The following is a 23,872-nucleotide window of genomic DNA, read 5'->3' as shown; positions in this document are numbered from 1 at the left end:
CCTCACATCCGGAAGAGGCCGAAGGCGGATTCGCCGAGGGGCGCGGTGGCACACACGGACAGGGCCAGGCCCAGTACCGTGCGGGTGTCGGCGGGGTCGATGACGCCGTCGTCCCACAGGCGTGCGGTGGAGTAATACGGGCTGCCCTGCCGCTCGTAGGTGTCGAGGATAGGTGCCTTGAAGGTGGCTTCGGCGTCGGCCGACCACTCGTCGCCGGCGCCCTCAATCTGCTCACGCTTCACCGTGGCGAGCACGGCCGATGCCTGAGCACCGCCCATCACGGAGATGCGGCTTCCCGGCCACATCCACAGAAAACGCGGCGAGTAGGCTCGGCCGCACATGGAATAGTTGCCGGCTCCGAACGAACCGCCGATGACGACGGTGAGCTTGGGTACGCGGGCCGTGGCCACGGCGGTCACCATTTTGGCGCCGTTCTTCGCGATTCCGCCGGCTTCGTAGTCCCGGCCCACCATAAAGCCGGAGATGTTCTGCAGAAACACCAGGGGAATCCCGCGCTGGTCGCAGAGTTCGATGAAGTGCGCACCCTTGAGTGCCGATTCGGAGAACAGCACGCCGTTGTTGGCGACGATACCCACCGGGTGTCCGTGCAGGTGCGCGAAACCGGTGATGAGGGTCGTGCCGTAGTCCTTCTTGAACTCGTGAAATTCGCTACCGTCAACGAGCCGCGCAATGACTTCGTGCACGTCATACTGACCCTGCACATCGGTGGGAACCGCTCCGTAAAGTTCGCTCTCGTCGGCCACCGGGTCGATCGTCGGGATCACCGTCCAGGGCGCTGCTGCGGGCCGGGGCAGGGTCGACACGATGTCGCGAACGATCTGGAGGGCGTGCTCGTCGTTTTCGGCGAGATGATCGGTGACGCCGGAGGTACGGGCATGGAGATCACCGCCGCCCAGTTCCTCGGCCGTGACAATTTCACCGATTGCTGCCTTCACGAGCGGCGGACCACCCAAAAAGATGGTGCCCTGGTTGCGCACGATCACGGTCTCGTCGCTCATGGCTGGTACGTAGGCGCCGCCCGCGGTGCACGAGCCCATGACGGAGGCAATTTGCGGAATCTTGGCTGCCGACATGCGGGCCTGATTGAAGAAGATCCGGCCGAAGTGGTCGCGGTCGGGAAACACCTCGTCCTGCATCGGCAGGAAGGCTCCGCCGGAGTCGACGAGGTAGATGCACGGCAGCCGGTTTTCGAGGGCAATCTCCTGGGCCCGCAGGTGCTTCTTCACCGTCATCGGATAGTAGGTGCCGCCTTTGACGGTGGCATCGTTGGAGATCACCAGAACGAAACGTCCGTGCACGAGTCCAATGCCGGCGATGACACCGGCTCCCGGGCTGTCGTCGTTGTACAGGCCGGTTCCGGCTAGCGGGGCAATCTCCAGAAAGGGACTGCCGGTATCCAGCAGTTGGTCAATGCGTTCGCGGGGCAAGAGCTTGCCGCGGGCGAGGTGGCGCTGCCGGGACTTTTCCGGGCCACCGCGGGCGGCGCGGGCCAGTCGTTCCTTCAGGTCGGCGACGAGGGCGCGCTGGTCAGCATCATTCGCCTGAAACGCCTGGTGCGTGGAGTCGAGCTGACTCGTGAGTGTCTCCATCGACATCTTCCCGTTATGACCCGGAATGAACCGGAGTCAAGTACAGTTAGTGTGCACTAACTGAAATTCAGGTTAGTCACTATTAACTGAAATGTCTAGTTCCGCACACCGCACAGAGAGCCCCGGGAGAACAGATGAGTGCATCGGTCGAGTCTCCCCCCACGCCGCGCAGCCAGGCCAAGGCCGACCGCCGTGAGGCTCTGCTCGAGGCCGCGGCAACGCTCTTTGCCCGCTCGGGTTTCAACGGGGCATCCCTGGAAGATCTGGGAGCCGCGGTGGGCATCAGCGGTCCGGCCGTGTACCGGCATTTCAGCGGCAAGCAGGCCGTGCTCAGCGCACTCCTCGTGGGTGTCAGCGAGGATCTCGTGGCCGGCGGCTCCACCGTAGTCGACCAGACAGCGGATGCCTCGGCCGCCCTCGGTGACCTCGTGCGGTTCCACATCAACTTCGCCCTGTCGAACCCTGATGTCATTCGGGTGCAGGACCGCGACCTTGACAGCCTGGCCGCGGAGGACCGACACCGGGTCCGTGCCCTCCAGCGCAGCTACGTGGAGCTGTGGGTCAGTGTGCTGCGCCGGGTGCACCCCGAGGTGAGCGAGGCTCTGCTTCGCATTCGAGCGCATGCCACCTTTGGACTGCTCAACTCCACTCCGCACAGCGCTCGCTCGTCGTCCCAGAGCGACGTGCGCACTCTCCTCGAAGAAATGGCCATTGCGGCTCTCGGTCTTTCCTCGGTGACACCGAGAGACTCTGCTCAGTAACCGAGGGCTAAGCGGATGCCGAGGGCGAGCATGACCACGGCAATCACGGCGTCGAGTATGCGCCACGCACTGGGGCGGGCGAAGTAGGGGCGGAGCAGGCGGGCTCCGAACCCGAGGGCGGAAAACCACACGACGCTGGCGATCATGGCTCCTCCCGCCCACCACCAGCGTTCGGTCGGACCCTGCTGAGTAGCTACGGCGCCGAGAAAGAGCACGGTGTCGAGGTACACGTGCGGGTTCAGCCAGGTGAGCGCCAGCACGGTGGTGACGGCTACGCGCAGGCCGGTCGCGATCGCGGGTCCCGTCACCACGAGGACGCCGGGACGAAGGGCACGACGAGCCGCCCACAGTGCATAACCGATCAGGAAGGCGGAGCCGAGCACGCGGATGACGATCAGGGCCACTGGGGCGGCGGCAATGAGTGCACCGAGGCCGAGCACTCCGGCGAAGATGAGCAGGGCGTCGGATAGTGCGCAGATGGCCACGACCGGGGCGATGAGGCGGTTGCGACCTTCGATTCCGAGCCGCAGCACGAACGCATTTTGGGCTCCGATGGCGATGATGAGCGTCAATCCGGTCACCAGGCCGAGGAGTGCGGGAACGAGGGTCGTGGCAGGGGTCACGGATCAACGTTAGAGGGTGTTTGGGCGCCTGCACGACGCCGGGCGAGGTGGTGAGAGTCAGAGGGTTGGCGCACGAGGTCTCGACCGCGCCGTAGACGGCGCCTGCTCGACCAGCGAGAGGGGGACGCAGAGAGCACTCAGGCTCAGAAGGCGGAGGTGCAGACGCAGAGTTCGTTCCCCTCCACGTCGGCGAGCACCCACCAGTCGGGTGCGTGTTCGTCGGTGAGCAGGGTTCCTCCGGCCTCGACAATCGTTTGCACCCGGTCTTCGGCGTCGTCCGTGGGCACGTAGATATCCAGGTGGATGCGATTGCGACCGGCCCGAGAGATCTCCATGTGTTGGAACCACACCTTCGGGTCTCTGCCGCGCGGATCGACCAGTTCGATTCCGTCGTCGCTCGTGACCTCCTCGTAGTCCAGGGCGGCCGCCCAGAACGGGCGAATGGCGTCGGCATCGATGCAGTCAATGGCAATGTCGCAGCGGGTGGGCTGCAGTGTGGCCACCGTGGCTCCCTGTTGCTCGGCCAGTTCGTCGATGCGGGTGGCCAGTGTGACGTCACGGGCGGTGACCCCACCGGCATCGTGTGAGGTGAGCACCACGTCGACGCTGCCGTAGCCGAGGCGCACGTCAGGGTGGTGATTCATCGCATCCGCTTCTCGGCCCATGGCCACCACCAGCGCAACCGCCGAGGTGAAGTCGGCGGTGCCAAAGGAGGCGTGCAGAGCGCCGTCGAAGTGCACGAAGGCGCTCTGCTGCAGGGCATGGGCGGTGGTGAAGGGGGCCAGGAGTCCGGTGCTCGCATTCATGACTCCACTGTGGTCCGCCGACACCCGCCGGTCAAGGGAGCGTCTAGACCATGGTGATAACCATGGCCGGGTTGGCCAGAATGGTGCCGATATCTGCGAGGAATCTCGAGCCCTGTTCACCGTCAACCAGACGGTGATCAAACGACAGGCTCAGGGTGAGCACCTGACGCAGTGCCACCTGGCCGTGGTACTCCCACGGTGTGGTGCGGATGGCTCCCATGGCCAGAATCGCAGCCTCGCCCGGGTTCAGAATGGGCGTTCCGGCGTCGATGCCGAAGACCCCGATGTTGGTGATCGAGATGGTGCCACCGCCGAGCGCCGCCGGTGTTGTCGTGCCGCCGCGAGCCGCCGTGGTGAGCTCGGCGAGCGCTGCCGCGAGTGCGGTAAGTCCGAGGGTGTCGGCGTCCTTGATGTTGGGCACCATCAGTCCGCGCGGAGTCGCTGCCGCGATACCGAGGTTCACGTAGCCGAACTGTACGATCTCGCCGGCTGCCTCGTCCCATTTGGTGTTGACGGCCGGGTTACGCGTGATGGCGATGCACACGGCTTTGGCCACCACGGTGAGGATCGAGATGCGCTGGTCCGCGAATGCCCGGTTGGTCTTGAGCGAGTCGAGAAGCTCCATGGTGGGGGTCACGTCAATGGTGAGAAACTCGGTCACATGTGGCGCCGTGAAGGCGCTGGACACCATGGCAGCGGCGGTCAGTTTGCGAATGCTCTTAATCGGTGTACGGGTTTCCCGAGCGGATGCTCCGGCGAGCGCGCCCGCCCCAACCGGCGTTGCACTCTCCGGAGCTGTGCTGGCCAGAACAGCACCGTCCAGCACGGCACCATCCAGGGCAGTGCGAACATCGTCCCGGGTGATCAGGCCGCCAGGCCCGGTACCCGTGACGGTCTCGAGGTTCACTCCCAGATCACGGGCGAGGGCGCGCACCGGCGGAGTGGACCGGGGTCGTTCGCTCGTGACAGTGATTTCGCTCGCCGGTACGACCAGGGTTCGCGTTACTGGGGGCGCAGGTGGCTGTGTCGTCACGGCGGTGCTGCTCGCAGCGGTGCCGGGCCGCGTTCGGCGAGCCGGTCGTCCGCCACGTTCCACGGCCGGACCGTATCCCACCAGGTTCGCTTCGCGCTCCTCGGCGGGAACAACTGAAGCTTCGGGAGCCTTCGTCGACCCACTTGCCGCACCGGCAGCATCCGCTACGGTGAACGACACAATGGGCTCGCCCACGTGCACCACCACGCCGGCGGGCTGGTGCAGCTCACTCACCACACCGCTGAACGGCGAGGGTAGCTCCACCACGGCCTTGGCGGTCTCCACGTCGGCAATGTGCTGGTTGAGCGACACGGTGTCGCCGGGCGAAATGTACCAGGCCACAATCTCGGACTCGGTCAGCCCCTCACCGAGGTCGGGCAGTTTGAAGATCTTGAGCATGGTCACCGTCCCATCACCGTGTCGATGCCGTCAAGAATACGGTCCAGGTCCGGGAGGTGGTGACTCTCGAGCTTCGCGGCCGGGTAGGGAATGTCGAAGCCGGTCACGCGAACCGGTGCGGATTCCAGGTAGTTGAAGCAGCTCTCGGTGAGGCTCGCAATGATCTCCCCACCGATTCCGCCCGTGCGGTTGGCTTCGTGCGTAACGACCAGTCGTCCCGTTTTACGAACGGATGCCTCCAGCGTGGGGTAGTCCACGGGTGACAGCGACCGGAGGTCGATGACCTCGATCGATATGCCCTCGTCTGCCGCGGCGAGCGCGGCGTCCCTCGCGGTGGGAACGAGCGGGCCGTAAGTCACGAGCGTGACGTCGGTGCCCGGTGCCACGATGGTGGCGCGCTCCATGGAGATACCGAGCTCCGGCACCACCTCTCCCTTCACGTGGTAGCGACGCTTGGGTTCGAAGTACAGCACCGGGTCATCGCTCGCGATGGCCTGCCGAATGAGGCTGTATGCGTCCTGGGGGTTGGAGACGGCGATCACACGCAGCCCGGAGGTGTGCGTGAAGTATGCCTCGGGTGACTCGGAGTGGTGTTCGGCTGCGCCGATGCCACCGCCGAACGGTACCCGAATGGTGATGGGCATCTTGACGGCCCCCTGGGTGCGGTAGTGCAACTTGGCAACCTGGCTGACGATCTGGTCGAAGCCCGGGTAGATGAAGCCGTCAAACTGGATCTCGGCAACCGGGCGGTAGCCGCGGTACGCGAGGCCCACCGCCATGCCGATGATTCCGGATTCGGCCAGCGGTGTGTCAATGACGCGGCGATGACCGAATTCGGCGAGCAGATCACTGGTGACGCGAAACACGCCGCCGAGGGCGCCAATGTCTTCTCCGAGAAGCACGACTCGGGGGTCATCGGTGAGTGCTCGGTGCAGGCCGGCGTTGATCGCCTTGGCCAGGGTGAGTGTTTTTGTGGTGGTGTCGGGCGTCAGGGGTGTCACCGCTGCTCCGGGTGTCGTCATGGTCATGAGCGTCCCTCCGTGTTGCTGGTGCTGGTGCTGGTGCCCTCAAAGCTCGACAGATAGGCGGCGTACTGGGCGCGTTCCCGGTCGAGTGTGCCCTGCGGTGTGGCGTACACGTTGTCAAAGACGGTGAGTGGTTCCGGATCCGGCATGGTGATGCAGCCCTCCCGCAGTTCCGCGGCCACCTCGTCGGCCTTCGCTTGGGTTCGAGCCTCGAGTTCCGGTGTGAGCAGTCCGAGCGAGTCGAGCAGTCGCTTGAGCCGCAGGATCGGGTCCCGCAGCTTCCACGCCTCCAGCTCGGCCTTATCCCGATACCGGGTGGGGTCATCGGCGGTGGTGTGCGGGCCCATGCGGTAGGTCACGGCCTCAATGAACGTGGGACCGTCGCCGCGTCGGGCGCGGTCGAGGGCGATGCGGGTGGCGGCGATCACCGCGATGACGTCGTTGCCGTCCACGCGCAGACTCGGAATTCCAAAGCCCGGTGCGCGGTCGGCGATGCTGCGCACGGCTTGCAGGCCCACCGGTTCGGAGATGGCCCAGTGGTTGTTTTGGCAGAAGAAGACGACCGGTGCCTGGAAGCTGGCGGCGAAGACCATCGCCTCGTTCACATCACCCTCACTGGTGGCGCCGTCACCGAAGTACGTCATTGCGACGGAATCAACGCCGTCATGTTTGGCTCCCACGGCCCAGCCCACGGCGTGCAGGGTTTGGGCGCCGATGATGATGTTGGGTGCCGCCAGTTGGTGCTGGTACGGGTCCCACCCGGACTGGGCGTTTCCGCGCCATACACGCACGATGTCGGCGAAGGGAACTCCGCGTACGTAGGCCACCGCGTTTTCACGGTAACTGGGAAAGATGAAGTCGTCCTCGCGGGTGGCCCGGGATGAGCCGATCTGCGCGGCTTCCTGCCCCAGAAGCGGCGGCCAGAGGCCAAGTTCACCCTGTCGTTGCAGGGCGGTGGCCTCGGTGTCGATGCGGCGCACCACGATCATGTCTTCGTACAGAGCGGCCAGCTGCTCACCCCCGAGGTCGGTGACCCACGGGTCAAGATCGGGGTTGCTCACCCTCACCCCGTCGGGGGTCAGAAGTTGCACGAATTCGGGGGATGATTCAACCACTGGGCCGCTCCTAGCGTCGCTGCTAAAGTTGATTGAATCGTAAGCTGATGTCGCAAAGAGCACAACCACGTCGAAAAAAATTGAGCATTCTGCTCTATTCCGCAATCTGTGAACCTGTTAGGTTTTGCGTTATGCACACTCTTGACCAGACGGACACGCTCCTGCTCCGTGCACTCTCGGAGGAACCCCGCAGCACGTTCGTCGCTCTCGCCCAGAAGCTCGGCCTCTCTCGCAACACCGTGCAGGCCCGAATGGCAAAACTTGAGGAGTCCAATACGTTTCTCAGCTTTGACCGCCGGGTGAATCCCATCGCCCTCGGCTACCCACTGACCGCCTTCATCGAGGTGCACGTGCAGCAGAAACGCCTCGCGCAGATCGTGGCGGAACTCGCCCAGATTCCCGAGATCGTGCAGGCCCACGGCATGAGCGGGCAGTCGGACCTGCTCGTGCGTGTGGTGTGCACGGATGCCGACGATCTCTTTCGCATCGACGGCACAATTCTCGCCGTGGAGGGCGTGGAGCGCACCGAAACGTCGCTGGCCATGGGTGAGGTCATTCCGTTCCGGGTGGCACCGCTCTTGGAGCGAGCCGAGCAACGTTCCTCCTGATAAATCTATTTGCTAAATCCTTCATATTGTTATATAAAGAAGTAATGAAGTTTATGGATTTTCGGAAGGCTTCGCTTCGTGAACATGTCTGATTCTCAGGAGCTGAGTTGAGCATCCTCCGGCTTGCCACCCTCATTCGGCGTAGCGGTCGCATTGCCGAACCGGCTCCCGCCGCCCCCGACCTGTTTCCCGGTGCCGAGGTCTTCGGTGGCAGCATCCAGGTTCGATTCATCAACGCCGGCGGCTGCAATGATTGCCCGCCCGAGGTATCCGCTGCCTTCGGTCCCGTCTATGACGTGGAACGCTACGGTGTGCGGCTCACCCCGTCACCTCGCCATGCGGACGTGCTGGTGATTACGGGTGGTGTCACCCGCAACATGGCGGAACCCCTGCTGCGCACGATCGAGGCCACGCCCACTCCCCGCTTTGTCATTGCGGTGGGTGATTGCGCTCTCACCGGTGGCATCTTTGCGCACGGCCACGGCATGGCGGGGCCCGTCTCGGACTTCGTGCACGTGGACATTGCCGTTCCGGGCAGTCCGCCCGCGCCCCAGGACATCGTGCTGGCCCTGCGTCGAATGACCGGCCGATGACGACGCTCGGGGCAGGCCTCATCCTGCAACTCGTGTTGGCGTCACTCGCCGTGATCACCGCCCTCACCGTCACCCCCGCGTGGCGTGCCCGGGCAACCGGCACGCTCAGCACCCTGCTGGCCCTGTCCGGACTAGCCACCGGAGCACTGGCCATGACCGGCGCCACCGGCGGCATCCGCATTCCCGTTGCGCTCCCCATGGACGCGCTCATTCTCGCGCCCGACCGCCTCGGCGGCCTGTTCATGGTGATCGTCTCCTTCGTAGGCCTGCTGGTCTCGATCTACGGCATCAGCTCGGCCAACGGCCCGGCCACGTCACGCACGGCCTGGGCCGCTCTCCCCATCTTTCTGGTGGGCATGCAGCTCGTCCCGGCGGCCACCGACTCGGTCTCCTTCCTGCTCGCCTGGGAAATCATGACCCTCGGTTCCACCGTGCTGCTCATGGCCGATCATGCGTCCCGGGTGACGGTTGCCTCCGCCGGAATCTGGTATTCCGCCATGTCGCAGCTGAGCTTCTTCCTCGTGCTCGCCGGGTTCGCGGTGATGGCGGCGGCCACGGGCGGCACCAGCTTCGCCACCATGGCCACCATTGAGTCCGGTTCCTGGGCCGCTAACCTCGCCTTCGTACTCTTTCTGCTGGGCTTTGGCGGCAAGGCCGAACTCGTGCCGCTGCATGTCTGGGTTCCCCGGGTTCTTCCCGAGGCTCCGAGCCACGTGTCCGCTGCCATGAGCGGTGCCATGGTGAAGATCGGCGTGTATGGCGCCCTGCTCGTGTTGGTGCGCCTGTTACCGGAGGCACCACCCTGGTGGGGCATCCTCATCATGGTGCTCGGCGGGGCATCCGCTCTCTACGGCATTTTGCAGGCGTCGGTCTCGAGCGATCTCAAGGTGCTGCTCGCGTACTCCACAACCGAGAACATGGGCCTCGTCTTTCTGGGTCTGGGTGCGTCGGTGCTGCTGCGGTCCTATGACGCCACTGCTGCAGCGGATGCCGCCCTCATCGCCGCCCTGCTCCTCGCCGTGAGCCACGCCGTGTTCAAGGCCACGCTCTTCCTGGGTGCCGGTGCCATCATTCACGCCACCGGCCAACGCAGCCTCGATCAGCTTGGTGGTCTCGGATCCCGCATGCCCCTCACCGCGCTCTCGTTTGGTATTGCGAGCCTCGGTGCGGCAGCCATTCCGGTGACCAGCGGTTTCGTGGCTGAGTGGATGCTGTTGCAGTCGTTGATTCACGGTGGCCGACTGGACGGCGAGGTGGTGTCGGTGGCGGCATCCGTTGCCATGCCTCTCGCGGTGGCCGTGATCGCTCTGACGGCGGGTCTGGCTCTGCTCACATTTGTGAAGGCCTATGGCATCGCTTTTCTGGCGCGTCCGCGCTCCAGCGCCGCGGCGTTGGCCCGTGAGGTTCCCCCGCTCATGCGGTTCTCGCTCCTGCTGGGGGCGCTCGGGGTTCTGGCTCTGGGCTTGATCCCCGGTCCCGTGGCGGCCGTCGTTGCGGGGACTCTCGGTGACGAAACCGCGCGGGCAGCCGTTCCCGTGGGCCTCGGTGGCGTGGCCCTGCCCGGTATTGACGCGGTGCTCGACCCGGTGATGCTCGTGGTGCTGTCGGCGCTCGTGTTGATCCCCATTCTGATTGCGACCGTCGTGTCGGCGCGCAAGCATCCGGAACGCATCAACGCTCTCCCGTGGGGTGGCGGTGGTTCGCGTGCTCGGCCGCGCATGCAGTACACGGCCACGTCGTACGCCGAACCGCTCGTGCGGGTCTTTGACGACGTCCTGAAACCCTCTCGGGACGTGCAGGTCACCCACGTTGGTGAATCCCGCTATCTCGTGGAGCGGGTGAAGATCGAGCAGCGCGTCTCCGATGTGATCGAGACGCGGCTGTATCGTCCGGTGCTCAACCTGTTGCAGCGGTACGGAATCGTGGCACGTCACGCCGCTAACGGCAGTATTCACCGTTACCTCACCTATTCGTTCGTTGCCTTTCTGATCGTGCTGATTGTGGTGTCCCTGTGAATTGGTCAGCGATCATCATCGCGCTCGTGCAGGTCGTGCTGTTCGTCTTTCTCGCTCCCCTGCTCGTTGGCGTGATGCGTCAGGTGCGGGCGAGGGTCTCCGGGCGGGTGGGTGCCGGAATCTGGCAGCCGTGGCGTGATGTGCGCAAACTGTTGCGCAAGGATCCCGTGCGCGCACAGGACAGCAGCTGGATGCTGTGGGCCGGGCCTGTTGCGCTCCTCGTATCGAGCCTGCTGCTGTGCGTTCTGCTGCCGCTGGTGGGCACCATTCCGTTCGCGCTCATTCCCAGCGACCTGTTCGTGATCGTTTCCGTGATGCTTATTGGTGTCGTGGCGCTCGCTCTTGTGGGACTCGACGGCGGAACCGCGTTCGGCGGCATGGGTTCGAGCCGGCACATGACGGTTGCGGCGCTGGTGGAACCCACCTTCCTGCTCTCGGTCTATGCCCTCTCGATTCCCGCCGGCACATCTACGCTCTCGCTCATTGTGCAGACGAGGCTCGACACTCCGGAGATCATCATTTCGCCGGTGAGTGTGCTCGCCATCGTGGCGCTGGCTATCGCAATCATGGCCGAAACCAACCGGTTACCCGTTGACAACCCCGGCACTCATCTTGAGCTCACCATGCTGCACGAAGCCATGGTGATCGAGAGTTCTGGTCGTGACCTCGCGTGGCTGGAGTTGGGCTCCTGGCTCAAACTCGCTGCCCTGCTTGGCCTTGTCGCCAACCTCGTCGCACCGTGGGGTGTGGTCACCGACTTCTCCCTCCTCGCACTTCTGATCGGCGTCGTCACCATCGGAGTGAAGGTGCTGCTGCTCGGCGTGGTGCTCGCTGTCGGTGAGGTCTTCCTCGCCAAGGTGCGGCTGTTCCAGGTTCCCGAGCTGCTTGCCGGTTCGTTCGCCCTCGCTTTCCTCGCCGTGACCGCCTCTTACCTGGTCGCTTAGGACTCCATGACTGAAACGCTGTATACCCAACTGGTCGGGCTCTGTACCGGAACCCTGCTGCTCACCAGCGCACTCATGGTGTGGCGGCATTCGCTGCTCGCGTCCATCCGCCTTCTCGCCGCTCAGGGAGTGGCTCTGGCTGCTCTGATTGCCGTCATGGGTGCGGAGGAGGGTGAGGCCGAACTCCTGCTCGTCTCCGTGCTCATTCTCGCGACGAAGGGCGTCCTCCTGCCCTGGGTGCTGGCACACCAATCAAAGGCCACGATCCGCACCATCGAGGAGTCGCCGCGGCTGAACCCCACCGCGGCTCTGCTCACCGTCACTCTGCTCACGATCTTGAGTTACGTCGTCGTCAGTCAGCTCATCGGGCTCGGGACCAGCGTCGCGTCCAACGCCGCGCCCATTGGTCTGGCCATGATCCTCACCGGATTTCTGCTGCTCATCACCCGTCGTCGCGCCCGGTCGCAGCTCATTGGTTTTCTGCTGCTCGATAACGGCATCGCGACGGTCGCTTTTCTCACCAGCGGCGGGGTTCCGTTGCTGTTGGAGTTCGGGGTGTCCCTCGACGTTCTCCTCGTCGTGCTCATCCTGCACGTCTTTACCGGCCGCATGCGTAACAAGTTCGGTGGAACCGACGTTGATCAGTTGAGAGAGTTGCACGACTAATGGAATTCGCCCTCTTAACGCCTCTCGCCATCCCCGTGATCCTGGCTGTGCTCAGCCTCACGATCGATTCCGCACAGTTGCGGCGCTACTCCCCCGTGGCGTCGAGTGCCGCGGTGCTTGTGTCCGGCCTGCTGCTTATCGGCCCGGCACTTGAGCGTGGTGGTGCCACCAGCCTCAGCGATCTACTTCGCGCCGATGCGCTTTCCTCCTACATGCTCGCCGTGGTCGGTGCGGTCGGCCTCGTCTCCACCTGGGGTGGCATCAGCAGCGTGGCCGCGAGTCGTGGTCGCACCGCCGGTTCCTACGGCGCTCTGCTCTCCCTCTTTCTAGCCGCGATGTCCCTCGCTGTGCTCGCGGACAGCATCGGTCTCATGTGGGCAGCCATTGAAGCCACGACCATTGCCACCGCGTTTCTCGTGGGGCACCACCGCAGTCGGCGATCCCTCGAGGCGGCGTGGAAATACGTCATCCTCGGCTCCGTAGGTGTGGCTATTGCTCTGCTTGGAATCGTGCTCATCTATGCGGCTTCGATTGATACCGACACTCCCACCCTGTCGTGGCTCGTGCTGAGCCAGAGCGGCCTGGGTCTCGACCCCGCACTCGTCACGGCCGGCGGCGCTCTCGCCGTGCTCGGTTTTGCCACCAAGTCGGGTCTGGCTCCCATGCACAGCTGGTTACCCGATGCCCACAGCCAAGCACCGGCTCCGGTGTCGGGCCTCATGTCGGGGGTGCTCCTCTCCGTTGCGCTCTACGCCATCCTGCGCATTCAAACCATCACCAACGCCGTCATCGGTCCGGACTTCTTGCGTGTCATGCTCAGTATTGGCGGACTGCTCTCGCTTCTCGTGGCGGCGTCGCTGCTCATCCGACAGCGCGATTACAAGCGGATGCTGGCCTACTCCAGCATCGAACACATGGGCCTTATGGCCATCGGTGTTGCCATCGGTCCGGCGGCCTTGCCGGCGGTGCTGCTCTACATCCTCGCCCACGGTCTCATCAAGGCGACGCTCTTCGTGATCTCCGGTCGCATTCTTGCGGTTGAAGGGACGCCGGTTATTGCTGATGTCAAACATCTGCTCGCTCGCCGACCGGGAATGGCCATACCCTGGCTCATCGCGATGAGTGCTCTCATTGGGTTCCCTCCGTTCAGCATCTTCTTTGCGGAGGTCGGGATCATCACGGCGGGCTGGTCCGTGGGGATGGGTGGTGTTGTCGGCGCTGCTCTCGTGCTGCTCCTGGTGATTTTTGCGGCGCTCACGCGACTGACCGTGGGCATGACCATGGGGTCTCCCCCTGAGTCCGAACCCTTTGTGGCGGACCGTTCGGCGCACGGTCCTCGGCTGCCGATCATTCTGGCGCTGGTGGCGACGGCATCCATGGCGTTTATTGCCGAACCCGTGGGCACGCTCCTGCTGCAGGCCACCGCCGTTCTGGGAGGGACAAACTGATGCACACCGAACCCACCGGCCACACCGAACCTACTGGCAGGACCGAACCCGCGGTGCTGCGAATCGTGACGCGCGAGGAGGTCCGCGACGCGGCATCCGCTCTTCTGAGTGAGGGACACCGCCTTGTTCTCATGGCGTGCCATGAAGACGACGATCAGTTTCGGGTGATCTATGCCTTCGCGAGGCCCGGCGTGCGGGTGGAGCTGTCGCTCGCTGTTCCGCGGGATGATGCCTGGATTCCGAGCCTGGCCCTCTTGTCCTTGTCGGCGGGTAATTTCGAGCGCGAGATTCGTGACCTGTATGGTGTCGAACCTCGTGATCACCCGCAGCCTCACCGCCTGGTGCGTCACGGTCACTGGCCGCGTGGGTGGTATCCCATGCTGCGCAGTGCTGCGGTCGTGCCCGAATTCGAACCCGATGTGGAGTCGTTCCCGTTCGTTGAGGTTGAGGGGCCCGGCGTCTATGAGATCGCTGTGGGTCCGATTCACGCGGGCATTATCGAGCCCGGTCACTTTCGGTTCTCTGTGGTGGGCGAGACCATTGTGCGCATGGAGGCTCGGCAGTGGTACCTGCATCGCGGTGTGGAGAAACTCTTCGAGGGGCTTCGTCCCGCAGCGGGCATTGCTTTGGCTGAGCAGATCACCGGCGATACCGTGGTGGGTCACTCGCTCGCATTCGCGATGGCTGTGGAAGACGCCGCAGGAATCGAGGTGTCGGAGCACGATCGAATGGTGCGTGCGCTGCTGCTTGAAATGGAACGTATCTATAACCACGTCACGGACCTGGGTTCGCTGGCAAACGATGTGGGGTTCAGCATTGTGGATGCCCACGCTCAGGCGCTCCGGGAGCAGCTCTTGCGCATGAACAACACCATGACGGGACATCGCTATCTGCGTGGTGCCATCACCGTGGGTGGGGCTCGGATTCGCTCGCTTCCCTCCACGGACGAGCTGCAACGTATTCACGCGGCCGTGGAAGAACTTGTCGCGGTTACTCTCAGTCACGCCATTGTTCGAGGTCGATTCACGGGGACCGCAACGCTGCCGCTGACGCAAGCCGAAATGATCGGCACGCTCGGTTACGTTGCGCGCGCTTCCGGTGTTGACACGGATGCCCGTCGTGACCACCCGTTTATCAACCTCGGCGAGGTCTTTCACGTGGTGACGGAGGAGGGCGGAGACGTGCTCGCCCGCTACCGTGTGCGGGCACGAGAATTCTCCGTCTCCATTGCCGTTCTGGTGGAGCTGTGCGCTCGTCTCGGCCAGAACACGGGAAGCGGCACTATCGCCGATCCCACCACAGAAGGAGCCGGATTCTCTCTTGTGGAGGGGTGGCGGGGTACCATTTCGCACCGGGTTGAGCTGGGAGCCGACGGAACGCTCAGTCGGGTGAAGGTCGTCGATCCGTCATTCTTCAACTGGCCGTCGCTTCCCGTGGCGCTGTCCGAGACGATCGTTCCCGACTTTCCGCTCGCCAACAAGAGCTTCAATCAGTCGTACGCGGGTAACGACCTCTAAAGAGGCACCGGTGCACCGACGATGACGCGGAGGGCACTGACGTAGCGGTGAATTTCCAGCGGCGTCGCGTCCGAGCGCAGGATCACCTGCATGCCTAGCAGGTAGGTGGTCACGAGATCTATTCGGGCGGACACCAATTCGGGACCACCGATCGGAAGCGCCCACGCGAAGAGCGGGGCAATCACGTCTGTCATTGCTCGTCGGTAATCGGCCGAAAAATCGTAGTCCGACAGACTGCCGCGTAGTTCGTTCGAGGCCATGACCAGCAGACATCCGTTCCGGCCGTGTTCGGAGACCGCGTCGGCTTCAAAGAGATTCAAGAATGTCTGCACGCCGGTGATTCCCGGGCCTGCGCTCTCAACCATTTCGGCAAACATGTGGATGCGAGCCGCGAGGTAGCGGCGCAGCACCGTGGCGAAGAGTTCTTCCTTGGTGCCGAAGGTTCTGTACAGGCTCGGCTTCTGTACTCCGCTCGTGCGCACGATATCCGCGAGGGATGTGCGGCCATACCCCTGCTGCCAGAAGAGGGTCGTCAGTCGGTCGAGCACGGCGTTCTCATCGAACAGTCTCGGCCGTCCGATCGCGGCAGTGACGTGAGTGCTCATATCGCTAGTCTAGGCATCTGCACACCGCTTTGATACCGTTCGGTACAGATTCACAAGCTATTATGGTACCGTTCGGTACTGAAAGCGGAAGGCACTCACGTCGGCCGCCACGACTGAATCGGAGCTCACCATGACAGATTTTCAGCTGCACGATGAAACGACTGCACCCGAGGACAGCCGGGAATTACTTGCTCAGTCCAAAAAGCAGAATGGCATGATTCCCGGACTGCACGCGGTGATGGCCGAGGCTCCCGGACTGCTCGAGGGCTACCGTGTGCTCCACGAGCTGTTCCTCAATTCCAGCTTCGACAAGGATGAGATTACGGTTGTGTGGCAAACGATCAACGTTGAGCACTCCTGCCACTACTGTGTTCCTGCTCACACCGGTATCTCCAAGGCCATGAAGGTGGACGATGCCATCTCCGATGCTCTTCGTGATCGCACGCCGTTGCCGACGGCACGTCTGGAAGCCCTGCGCACGTTCACGTTGAGCATGGTTCGCGAGCGAGGCAATGTGGATGAGGTCGCCGTTGCGGACTTCCTCGCGGCTGGTTATACGAAGCGCCAGATTCTGGAGGTTGTTCTCGGACTCTCGCAGAAGGTGATGTCGAACTACACCAATCACCTGGCACAGACGCCAGTCGACAGGGCGTTCCGCAAGTACGACTGGCAGGACTCTGCGGTAACCGTCTAGGACGCTCCCCCGCGCAGGGACGCCGATAAGTCGGGGATCGGCGGTCAGGAACCGATGGGCCCCTAAGCTCCCCTGATCAAATCCACAATGTTCTGGGCGCTGTCATCTGGCGAGAGAGTGATTCGGAGCTGGTCACCCTCCACAGGTTCCATGACAGTCACGGCTGACACTAGTTCGTCACCGACCTTTACGACGAGCCGTGCTGTCTCGGTGGTGGCCTGTTCTGTCAGCGTGTGGAGGAGTGTCGCTCCGCCTTGAGTGAATGTCACATCAACGGCATTCTGACCCTCGCTTTGTGCCACAGCAACGTCCTTCACTCCGGCTCGTTGAAATGTCGACGGGAGCACAATGCTCTCGCCGTTCACCGAGACGCACTGCGCGTCCGCCGCCTCAGCGCAGGTGTCCGTTACTGCGAGTTCGATCGCGCCTCCGGTATTCGGTGGCGTCTCAGCGGAGCCCTCCACACCGGTACAGGCGCTCAGCGCCAGCAGCATCGGAATCAGCAGATAAAGCCCGCGTGTTCGAGAAGTCATAAGTCCCCCTGATTGAGCGTCGTTGCCAAAAATCGCACTGTGGCGTCTCGATAGTCGAGGCACCCGCGATCGTGCTCATGTACCGAAGGTTACCCGGTGGGAACCTGATCCCGTGTGGGAATTTGATTCGCAGACCTCAGACTCCCGTGAAGACGGGGGCTTCGGCTTCCGGTCAGGTCGTGAATCGTGAGGTCACGCGCGAGCATAGCGCAGCGCAAGTTGGCGCAGGGTGGCTTCGATACCGGCGGCGTTCTGCCGAGGAAAGCCGAGCAACTCAAAGACCTTGCCCTGCACGGCTGGGACGGTGCTGTAGTCGAACGTCTCAGTGACGCGCGTCGACGTGGGTGTGAGCGGACTGAGTTCCCAGCGCCAGCGGTGGCCTGCTGGGTGACGCCATTCCACAATCCGATCATCTTCGAAGCGCGTCACCGTGCTGGTGATGCGATACCCGACGCCGAACTGCTTCATCGCTACCGAGAAGCGTGCACCCTGACTGAGCCGCTGCGGACCCGACACCGTGTTGCGGACGGTGCCCGAGCCGTCCAGCTCACCGTGACGCTGCGGATCAGCCAGCAACGCAAAGATGTCATCGGCCGAGGCCAGTACCTCGACAGTGCGCGCGACTTGGCGCGGTCCTTGCTCAACCTCTTCGACCGTCATATCACCTAGCCTACGTCGCATCGATGTGGGCCCGCCCCGCTAAGACCCCGAGCGCCGATACGCTCTTCCTGGGCGCGGTGACTGACGAAGGCCACAGGGACAATCCGTGCGGACGGATGGCGATCAAAATCAGTGACGCCGACGCCTGATGGTGGAGCGGTTGCCGTGCGCATGTGCACCCAATGAGTTCCGAATTTAGTTGAGGGAGGCGGCATCCGGTTTCACGATCAGGAAGCTCTGAAGTTTCACCCATCCGTCCGGGACCGCATCCGTATCAACGACAACCTTGGCTGCGCCTTGCCCGTTACGCCACGTCGAAAGACCCGCAATAGGCCCGCAGGTCCATGACAATCCCTGTTCAGGCGCCGCGAGAATAAGGCAGACTTCGTCCGTTGTACTGGTAGCAACGAAATAGCTGATGTCAGCCTCAACACCCACCAGCCGGATGGAATCTCTGTCAAGACCCTCAATCTGGCCATTCGAGGGTAGCGTGTCCTCGGCCGCTCGGTCAGTTGCAAGGAATGCTTGCACCTGATCTGCTGGGTCGGCGGGCGCACACCCGCTGAGGACCATTGTCGCCGCACAAAGCAGAGCCAGCGCCGCGCCCCTCCTGACAGTTCCGCTCCATAAAGTCATGTGACTCCCCCGTCATACCGTCATTGGTTATGCCTTCACCCGGTCATGTCCCCCAGGCTGTGGAACATGTAAAAATGACGGCCACGCTTCTGCAAAACACGTATGTTCTGCAAGTTGCTGCGCGAGAACCCGGTCATCGTCGGAAACTCACCGCGCAGATCCACAGCCAAACTGCCGATGACACCACAACCCTACCCCCGGCTCTCTTGCTCCGTGACGATCTCACGGCCGCCGTGCCAGGACAGCGCGATCACTGGCGTGCAAACGACCCGCTGAGCCCGAGCCAGTACCAGACGGAAACGACGCTGACCTGCCGGAAAGCCGATCCAGCTGGAGGCCTGCATTGAGAATCGAGAGTGACCGATGGTCATCACTGCAGTCAAATCCTGAATGTTTCTAGGCTGCCCGCCATGGGGAAATGACTGGTAGCAGCAACGGTTTTGGCTAGCGCATTGGCACTCTTGAGTTCAGGTTGTGCGGGTGGTCAGGGTTCACCGCCTGTGGCGCTGACGCCAACTCAAGTCGCCACTGTGGAGCCGACTTCTCACCCTGCGGGGGGTGTGGAAAATGGGTTGCGTCCCTCCGAGTGGTGTAATTTCCCGGGTTTGAGCGTCGGATTACCGATGCAGTGAGCCACCGTGCGATGGTCAGTGAGAACCGTTCAAAGTTCCTCACAGAAAGACACATCACACGATGGCTCTAGACCAGTCTGCCCTGCTTGAGCTCCTCTCGGAGCTCAAAGACACGCATCTCACCGATCGAATCCGTTTGGCGACCCAAACGCTCTACCAAGAACTCATCGACGCGGAGGCGACCGCGCGCATCGGCGCCGACCGATTCGAGCGCAACACCGACCGCACCACCCAGCGCAACGGCACCCGGCCGCGGCTGCTGTCGACGACGGCCGGGGACCTGAACCTCAAGATCCCCAAGCTTCGCCAAGGCTCGTTCTTCCCTGCTCTGCTCGAGCAGCGCCGCCGCGTCGACCAAGCCCTGTTCGCCGTCGTCATGGAGGCCTACCTGCACGGCGTCTCCACCCGGAAGGTCGACGACCTGGTCAAGGCCCTCGGCGCCGACACCGGCATCTCCAAGTCGGAAGTGTCCCGGATTTGCGCCGATCTCGACGGTGAAGTCGCCGCGTTCCGAGACCGGGATCTAGGTGAGACCGGGTATCCGTATGTGTTCCTCGACGCCACCTACTGCAAGGCAAGGGTGAACCACCGCGTCATCTCCCAAGCCATGGTCGTCGCCATCGGCGTCGCCTCCGACGGACGCCGCGAAGTCCTCGGTTTCGACGTGGGTGACAGCGAGAACGAGGCGTTCTGGACCAGCTTCCTGCGCTCGCTCCGCGCCCGAGGTTTGGGCGGGGTGAAGCTCGTCATCTCCGACGCCCACACCGGTTTGAAGAAGGCGATCAGCACCGTTTTCCAAGGCACCAGCTGGCAAAGATGCCGAGTGCACTTTATGAGAAACGTGCTCTCTATCGTGCCGCGAGCCAGCCAAGAAGTGGTCGCGTCGATGATCCGCACCATCTTCGCCCAACCCGACGCGAAGCACGTTCAGGCGCAGTTCGACGAGGTCATCCGGGTGCTCACCCCCACCCACTCCAAGGTCGCTCAGATGCTCCTGGACGCCCGCGAGGACATCCTGGCGTTCTGCGGGTTCCCGCCCAAGCACTGGCGTCAGATCTGGTCCACCAACCCGATCGAACGAGTGAACAAGGAGATCAAACGACGCACCGACGTCGTCGGCGTGTTCCCGAACCCTGCCGCTCTGCTCCGCCTCGCCGGAGCGGTCCTCGTCGAGCAGCACGACGAGTGGGAGGCCGGGTCACGCCGCTACCTCTCCGAGGCCTCCATGAGCCAGCTGGACGCTTTCAACATCGCTCTCACCGACACCGACGCGGGCACGCTCACCGGGGTGATTCACATCCCCGAACTCACTAAGGCATAATCAGAAAACACTGACCTGCACGGTGACGGGGAATTACACAGAGATACTGGATGTGACTCTGGTGCGGGGTGACTCAAAATTACACTGACTCCTTTTGAGGTTGTCTTTGGGTGGATCTGTCCGCCGCACCAGAGCCGCTAATGCCGCTTGATCGGGGCGACATGACTTGATAGGAGCCTGGCCAACAGTCTCACCTCTGTGCTGTCTGCCCTCCCGACCCAACGGTGATTTCCCTTCAACGAAGAAACGGGAGTACCGAAGTCATGACAGTTGCAACTAGTGAACCGCCACAATTCACCATCGCGGTCCAGCCTCTACGAACCATCTTCGCCGGGGTTGATACCCACAAAGACACGCACTATGTCGCTATCGTTGACGACCACGGACAACCGATCGCCGACCGGGAATTCCTCGCAGTCGGGAGCGGCTATCGCAAAATCATCGAGTTCCTCCACGCCTACGGCATCGTCGAAGCCGTTGGCGTCGAAGGAACCGGTTCCTACGGTGCGGAACTTGCCCGCGTTTTGGCGAATGCCGGAATGCGCGTGGTTGAGGTCACTCGCGCCAACCGTGCCGAGCGTCGGTTGCGCGGCAAATCCGATCCCCTCGACGCCCACCAAGCGGCGATGTCGGTTCTCGCTGGGCGAGGGTTATCAACCCCGAAACAACGCGATGGCGACGTCGAGTCGATGCGGGTCTTACTTGCGGAACGCTCCTCTGCCACCAAGGCGCGCACGGCCAGCATCAATCAGATCCATGCCCTGTTGGTGAGCGCACCCGAGGCCATCCGGCAAGATTTTCGCCGATACGACGGCAACAAACTCACGGTTGCGCTCGCGCGCACACGACCCACACCGGGCACCACTCCGGAGCTGATCCTACGGGCATCAGCGAAACGCCTCGCGCAACGCCATCAGGTCCTGACAGCGGATATTGCTCTTATCGACAGCCAACTTGGCCAACTCGCCAGCCGGCAGAATCCGGCTCTCATGGCCGCAAGCGGCGTGGGCCCGTTTGTTGCCGCACACCTGCTCGCCACTGCCGGCGACAACCCAGACCGCATCTCCACCAAGGCCCAGTTTGCTGCTCTGTGCGGCGTCGCACCTATTCCGGCATCTTCGGGAAAACGGCAACGTTTCCGTCTCTCGCGCGGTGGCGACCGGCAAGCCAACGCTGCCCTGCACCGTATTGTCCTGCTCCGCAAACGCCACAAGGAACCTCGGACTATGGCCTACATCGCCCGACGCACCGCTGAAGGCCTTTCCGACCGCGACATCGTCCGCTGCCTCAAACGCCACGTCGCCAACGAAATATTTGCATTGCTCACCAAAAACCACGCTGTCCCTCTGCCCGGTGGACCACGGCTGCGGCAACGCCGCCAAACACTCGGCATCGTCCTCACTGACGCGGCCAAACAGCTCAACGTCCCCTACCAGCGCTTACGTCGACTCGAAATAGGACAACGCGCTGACACCGACCTGGAAACCACCTTCAGCGCCTGGCTCGACGACCAATCCCGACAAGCGAAACCCACCCCAAAGGCCGCTTGACATCAATAGGAGCATCCACCACGCGGGACGTGACCGGAAAATGCCATTTTGAACGTCTTGGTTTACATCGATAATGCCGTTCCCGGCCCGGAGGGACAACCATATGACACCGGGACAGACGGGTTCTTCAATCTGACTTCAGGGCTAGCGTCCGCGTGCTCTGCCGCGGGGCAGGAATTGGTGCTCAAAGCTCACGGCGGTTAACTGCACGAACATCGCCGCGAGCGTGCTCAACAATGCCAGGTCCGCTACGGCCGCATCCATATCGCTGCCACGCTTACACCGGGGTGGTGGACCTCGACATCTGCCTAGCGCCTCCGGCGGCGCTGTTTTCCTTCTATTGGGTTCCCGGCAGGGCCGAGAAGGAACTTGTCAAGGTCGATGAGGTCAGTGGGAGTTTAGGTGGCTCGTCGAAATGCTGGAAAGACCGTTGCAGAGACGGCGCTCCCCGAGCGGCCCGGTCATGACTGGGTCTGTGCCCGTGCGTCGGTGGAGACCTCGGCGATCCGTTTGATCGCGGCGAGGGTTTTCGGGATGCCATCGAGGGCTTGCTGGGTGCGGTCGGTGATTTGAGCGTGGGCGTCGTCGCCGAACTTGTCCTCGAACATGGCGATCCCGTCCGGCAGGAATTCCCAAGACTCGGTGAGTATCGTCCCGGTCTCGACGGCGGTGAAGCTGAAGCCCCAGCGGACGAAGCTGCCGCCCACCACCCAGGCGAACTCGCGACCCTGCTCTGCAGTCACGACCTCAGACCGGGTCTCCCAGGTCCGATGCGGGAGCTCGTTGTGCCCGGTGAACCAGGCACCGACCCGACCGGCCTCGGCCTCGTCGTCCCACCAGCATGACGTGCAGACCGGGCTCCACTCGCCGGTACGGGTGATGTCGGAGAGCAGGTCGTAGAGAAACGAAGCCGACGCCTCGATGATGACGGACTCTTGGTGGCTGAGGGTGCTTGTCTCACTCATCCGTTCACCCTAACGGAGGGGGTCACTTCTTCTGCCGCCGGCTGCCGCCGTGCCAGTCTTCTTGCTTTCCGACCGTGCCCGCGTCGACTCCGAACGCGGCCAGCTGTGGCTGCTCGCGCAGGCTGCGTTTGAGTTCGGCAAATCCGGAGAATCGTGCCAGAGCGACCACGTGGTCCCACAACTCGACTGCTGAGTCCTCGTGTGGCAGCCGGCTGATCACCGGTCCGAAGAAGGCCACACCGGTGGGTGGCTCGAAGTGGATGATGGGCGTGCCCACATCTTTTCCCGTGAGGGAGAGCGCTTCGTCTGTCTCCTTCTGGATCTCCACGTCCCATGATTCGTCGTCGAGAGCGTCCGCCAGCTCGAGCGGCAGGCCTGCCTCGGCGAGGATCGGCTCCGCAAACTCACGCGTCCCGCGGAGCTCACGCATCTCGAGTTCGCTCCGATGGCTGTCCGAGCTGGGGGCGGTGTCGAAGATGTGGGTTCCCAAAGCGGCGTACAGGGGCGCGATTGCTTCGCGGCCGTGTTCTGCTCGCGCTCGTGCGGCTACCCGCAGGAGCCGAAGCCCGGCGGTGTGGCCGGCTTCGTACTCGGGAGGGAAATGCGCGTCGTAGTCGACCTGGGCGTTGATCAAGCGCAACGAGATGAATCGCCAGTCCACGGTGTAGTCGCGCTGCGCCTGCACCTGCCGCACCCACTTGCTGGTCATCCAGGCGAAGGGGCACACCGGGTCGAAGTAGAAGTTGATGTCGGCATCCATACGTCCACCTTAGGTCCGTGCCGTAAACACGACCAAGATCGACCTCACGAGGTGGGCTTGAACCCGGAGAGGACACGGGTAAGCGACGAGACCGCCGCCGGTCGCCGCGCAACGGGCGTGCCTGATCGATGGCGCGGAGCTCGAAGCGCCGTGCCCACAAGCGGGATGCCATGCGCGACAGATCGCGGACTAAACCACCCGGCGGGCGTACACGCCGATGCCGTGTCACTGGGGAACCGCAACCGGGCAACTGTCGCCACGACTCTGGACAGCGACTGACTCGCACCTGCCCACAGTCTGTTTCAGCCTGTCCCACCTAGGCTGGAGGTGCCGGCTTGGGAATTTTCAGAGTG

Annotated in this window: 23 protein-coding genes; 11 read left to right on the top strand and 12 right to left on the bottom strand. The window is 63.2% G+C overall.

Annotated features, from left to right (window positions below; all coding sequences use genetic code 11):
• Positions 1–2: 2 nt before the first annotated feature.
• Positions 3–1,610 (bottom strand): carboxyl transferase domain-containing protein, encoded by a 1,608-nt coding sequence (locus tag H4V99_RS06625; protein WP_280679996.1) that lies wholly within the window; start codon positions 1,608–1,610, stop codon positions 3–5.
• A 134-nt stretch (positions 1,611–1,744) separates the two neighbouring features.
• Between H4V99_RS06625 and H4V99_RS06620 the strand changes: the two genes are divergently transcribed.
• Entirely contained in the window at positions 1,745–2,371 is a 627-nt protein-coding gene (locus H4V99_RS06620; RefSeq protein WP_280676640.1) for a TetR/AcrR family transcriptional regulator, read from the top strand.
• Here the strand turns inward: H4V99_RS06620 and H4V99_RS06615 are convergent.
• The 5 genes from H4V99_RS06615 to pdhA all read right to left on the bottom strand — a co-directional run bounded on the left by H4V99_RS06615 (position 2,365) and on the right by pdhA (position 7,372).
• Positions 2,365–2,994: a LysE/ArgO family amino acid transporter gene (locus H4V99_RS06615; protein ID WP_280676638.1), complete on the bottom strand. Its 630-nt coding sequence runs from the start codon at positions 2,992–2,994 to the stop codon at positions 2,365–2,367. The two genes, H4V99_RS06620 and H4V99_RS06615, sit on opposite strands and share 7 nt — an antisense overlap.
• A 143-nt stretch (positions 2,995–3,137) precedes the next feature.
• Complete coding sequence (locus H4V99_RS06610) at positions 3,138–3,800, bottom strand: VOC family protein (protein ID WP_280676637.1); 663 nt, start codon at positions 3,798–3,800, stop codon at positions 3,138–3,140.
• A gap of 43 nt (positions 3,801–3,843) precedes the next feature.
• Positions 3,844–5,232, bottom strand: coding sequence for a dihydrolipoamide acetyltransferase family protein (locus H4V99_RS06605; RefSeq protein WP_280679994.1), 1,389 nt, complete (start codon positions 5,230–5,232; stop codon positions 3,844–3,846).
• Positions 5,233–5,234: 2 nt separating this feature from the next.
• Positions 5,235–6,254, bottom strand: a complete 1,020-nt coding sequence (locus tag H4V99_RS06600; protein WP_280679992.1) for an alpha-ketoacid dehydrogenase subunit beta — start codon at positions 6,252–6,254, stop codon at positions 5,235–5,237.
• A gap of 2 nt (positions 6,255–6,256) precedes the next feature.
• Complete coding sequence (gene pdhA / locus H4V99_RS06595) at positions 6,257–7,372, bottom strand: pyruvate dehydrogenase (acetyl-transferring) E1 component subunit alpha (RefSeq protein WP_280676635.1); 1,116 nt, start codon at positions 7,370–7,372, stop codon at positions 6,257–6,259.
• Between the two features lie 131 nt (positions 7,373–7,503).
• Between pdhA and H4V99_RS06590 the strand changes: the two genes are divergently transcribed.
• The 7 genes from H4V99_RS06590 (at position 7,504) to H4V99_RS06560 (ending at position 15,163) form a co-directional block, all read left to right on the top strand.
• On the top strand, positions 7,504–7,980 hold the full coding sequence (locus tag H4V99_RS06590) for an Lrp/AsnC family transcriptional regulator (protein ID WP_280676633.1): 477 nt from the start codon (positions 7,504–7,506) through the stop codon (positions 7,978–7,980).
• 107 nt (positions 7,981–8,087) lie between these two features.
• A complete protein-coding gene (locus H4V99_RS06585; RefSeq protein WP_280676631.1) occupies positions 8,088–8,573 on the top strand; it encodes an oxidoreductase in 486 nt (161 codons plus the stop codon).
• Positions 8,570–10,588, top strand: coding sequence for a proton-conducting transporter membrane subunit (locus tag H4V99_RS06580; RefSeq protein ID WP_280676629.1), 2,019 nt, complete (start codon positions 8,570–8,572; stop codon positions 10,586–10,588). Before H4V99_RS06585 ends, H4V99_RS06580 begins: the two co-directional genes overlap by 4 nt.
• Complete coding sequence (locus H4V99_RS06575; protein WP_280676627.1) at positions 10,585–11,532, top strand: NADH-quinone oxidoreductase subunit H; 948 nt, start codon at positions 10,585–10,587, stop codon at positions 11,530–11,532. The genes H4V99_RS06580 and H4V99_RS06575 overlap by 4 nt, the downstream gene beginning before the upstream one ends.
• 6 nt (positions 11,533–11,538) lie before the next feature.
• Positions 11,539–12,198 carry a hypothetical protein gene (locus H4V99_RS06570; protein WP_280676625.1) on the top strand — a complete coding sequence of 220 codons (660 nt, stop codon included), beginning with the start codon at positions 11,539–11,541 and terminating at the stop codon, positions 12,196–12,198.
• Positions 12,198–13,646: a proton-conducting transporter membrane subunit gene (locus H4V99_RS06565; protein ID WP_280676623.1), complete on the top strand. Its 1,449-nt coding sequence runs from the start codon at positions 12,198–12,200 to the stop codon at positions 13,644–13,646. Before H4V99_RS06570 ends, H4V99_RS06565 begins: the two co-directional genes overlap by 1 nt.
• Entirely contained in the window at positions 13,646–15,163 is a 1,518-nt protein-coding gene (locus H4V99_RS06560; protein ID WP_280676620.1) for an NADH-quinone oxidoreductase subunit C, read from the top strand. The genes H4V99_RS06565 and H4V99_RS06560 overlap by 1 nt, the downstream gene beginning before the upstream one ends.
• Here the strand turns inward: H4V99_RS06560 and H4V99_RS06555 are convergent.
• Positions 15,160–15,768 (bottom strand): TetR/AcrR family transcriptional regulator, encoded by a 609-nt coding sequence (locus H4V99_RS06555; protein WP_280676619.1) that lies wholly within the window; start codon positions 15,766–15,768, stop codon positions 15,160–15,162. The two genes, H4V99_RS06560 and H4V99_RS06555, sit on opposite strands and share 4 nt — an antisense overlap.
• A gap of 130 nt (positions 15,769–15,898) precedes the next feature.
• Between H4V99_RS06555 and H4V99_RS06550 the strand changes: the two genes are divergently transcribed.
• Complete coding sequence (locus H4V99_RS06550; protein WP_280676618.1) at positions 15,899–16,462, top strand: hypothetical protein; 564 nt, start codon at positions 15,899–15,901, stop codon at positions 16,460–16,462.
• Positions 16,463–16,524: 62 nt separating this feature from the next.
• Here H4V99_RS06550 and H4V99_RS06545 read toward each other — a convergent pair whose 3' ends face one another.
• From H4V99_RS06545 to H4V99_RS06535, 3 genes are all read right to left on the bottom strand, one after another.
• Complete coding sequence (locus tag H4V99_RS06545) at positions 16,525–16,995, bottom strand: hypothetical protein (protein ID WP_280676617.1); 471 nt, start codon at positions 16,993–16,995, stop codon at positions 16,525–16,527.
• A gap of 192 nt (positions 16,996–17,187) precedes the next feature.
• A complete protein-coding gene (locus H4V99_RS06540; protein ID WP_280676615.1) occupies positions 17,188–17,655 on the bottom strand; it encodes an SRPBCC family protein in 468 nt (155 codons plus the stop codon).
• 195 nt (positions 17,656–17,850) lie between these two features.
• On the bottom strand, positions 17,851–18,186 hold the full coding sequence (locus H4V99_RS06535; protein WP_280676614.1) for a hypothetical protein: 336 nt from the start codon (positions 18,184–18,186) through the stop codon (positions 17,851–17,853).
• Between the two features lie 798 nt (positions 18,187–18,984).
• Here H4V99_RS06535 and H4V99_RS06530 point away from each other — a divergent pair.
• The gene (locus H4V99_RS06530; protein WP_280676612.1) at positions 18,985–20,244 is read left to right on the top strand and encodes an IS256 family transposase; all 1,260 of its coding nucleotides are present in this window, start codon (positions 18,985–18,987) and stop codon (positions 20,242–20,244) included.
• Between the two features lie 263 nt (positions 20,245–20,507).
• The gene (locus tag H4V99_RS06525; protein WP_280676610.1) at positions 20,508–21,794 is read left to right on the top strand and encodes an IS110 family transposase; all 1,287 of its coding nucleotides are present in this window, start codon (positions 20,508–20,510) and stop codon (positions 21,792–21,794) included.
• Positions 21,795–22,255: 461 nt separating this feature from the next.
• On the opposite strand, the gene H4V99_RS06520 is transcribed toward H4V99_RS06525, so the two are convergent.
• Both H4V99_RS06520 and H4V99_RS06515 read right to left on the bottom strand, forming a co-directional pair.
• Positions 22,256–22,759: an SRPBCC family protein gene (locus H4V99_RS06520; RefSeq protein WP_280676608.1), complete on the bottom strand. Its 504-nt coding sequence runs from the start codon at positions 22,757–22,759 to the stop codon at positions 22,256–22,258.
• Between the two features lie 22 nt (positions 22,760–22,781).
• The gene (locus H4V99_RS06515) at positions 22,782–23,519 is read right to left on the bottom strand and encodes a hypothetical protein (RefSeq protein ID WP_280676606.1); all 738 of its coding nucleotides are present in this window, start codon (positions 23,517–23,519) and stop codon (positions 22,782–22,784) included.
• Positions 23,520–23,872: the final 353 nt, after the last annotated feature.

Source organism: Cryobacterium sp. CG_9.6 (assembly GCF_029893365.1).
Lineage (GTDB): Bacteria > Actinomycetota > Actinomycetes > Actinomycetales > Microbacteriaceae > Cryobacterium.
Note: the sequence above shows the minus strand (reverse complement) of the source record. Positions and strands in the feature narration are given on the sequence as shown.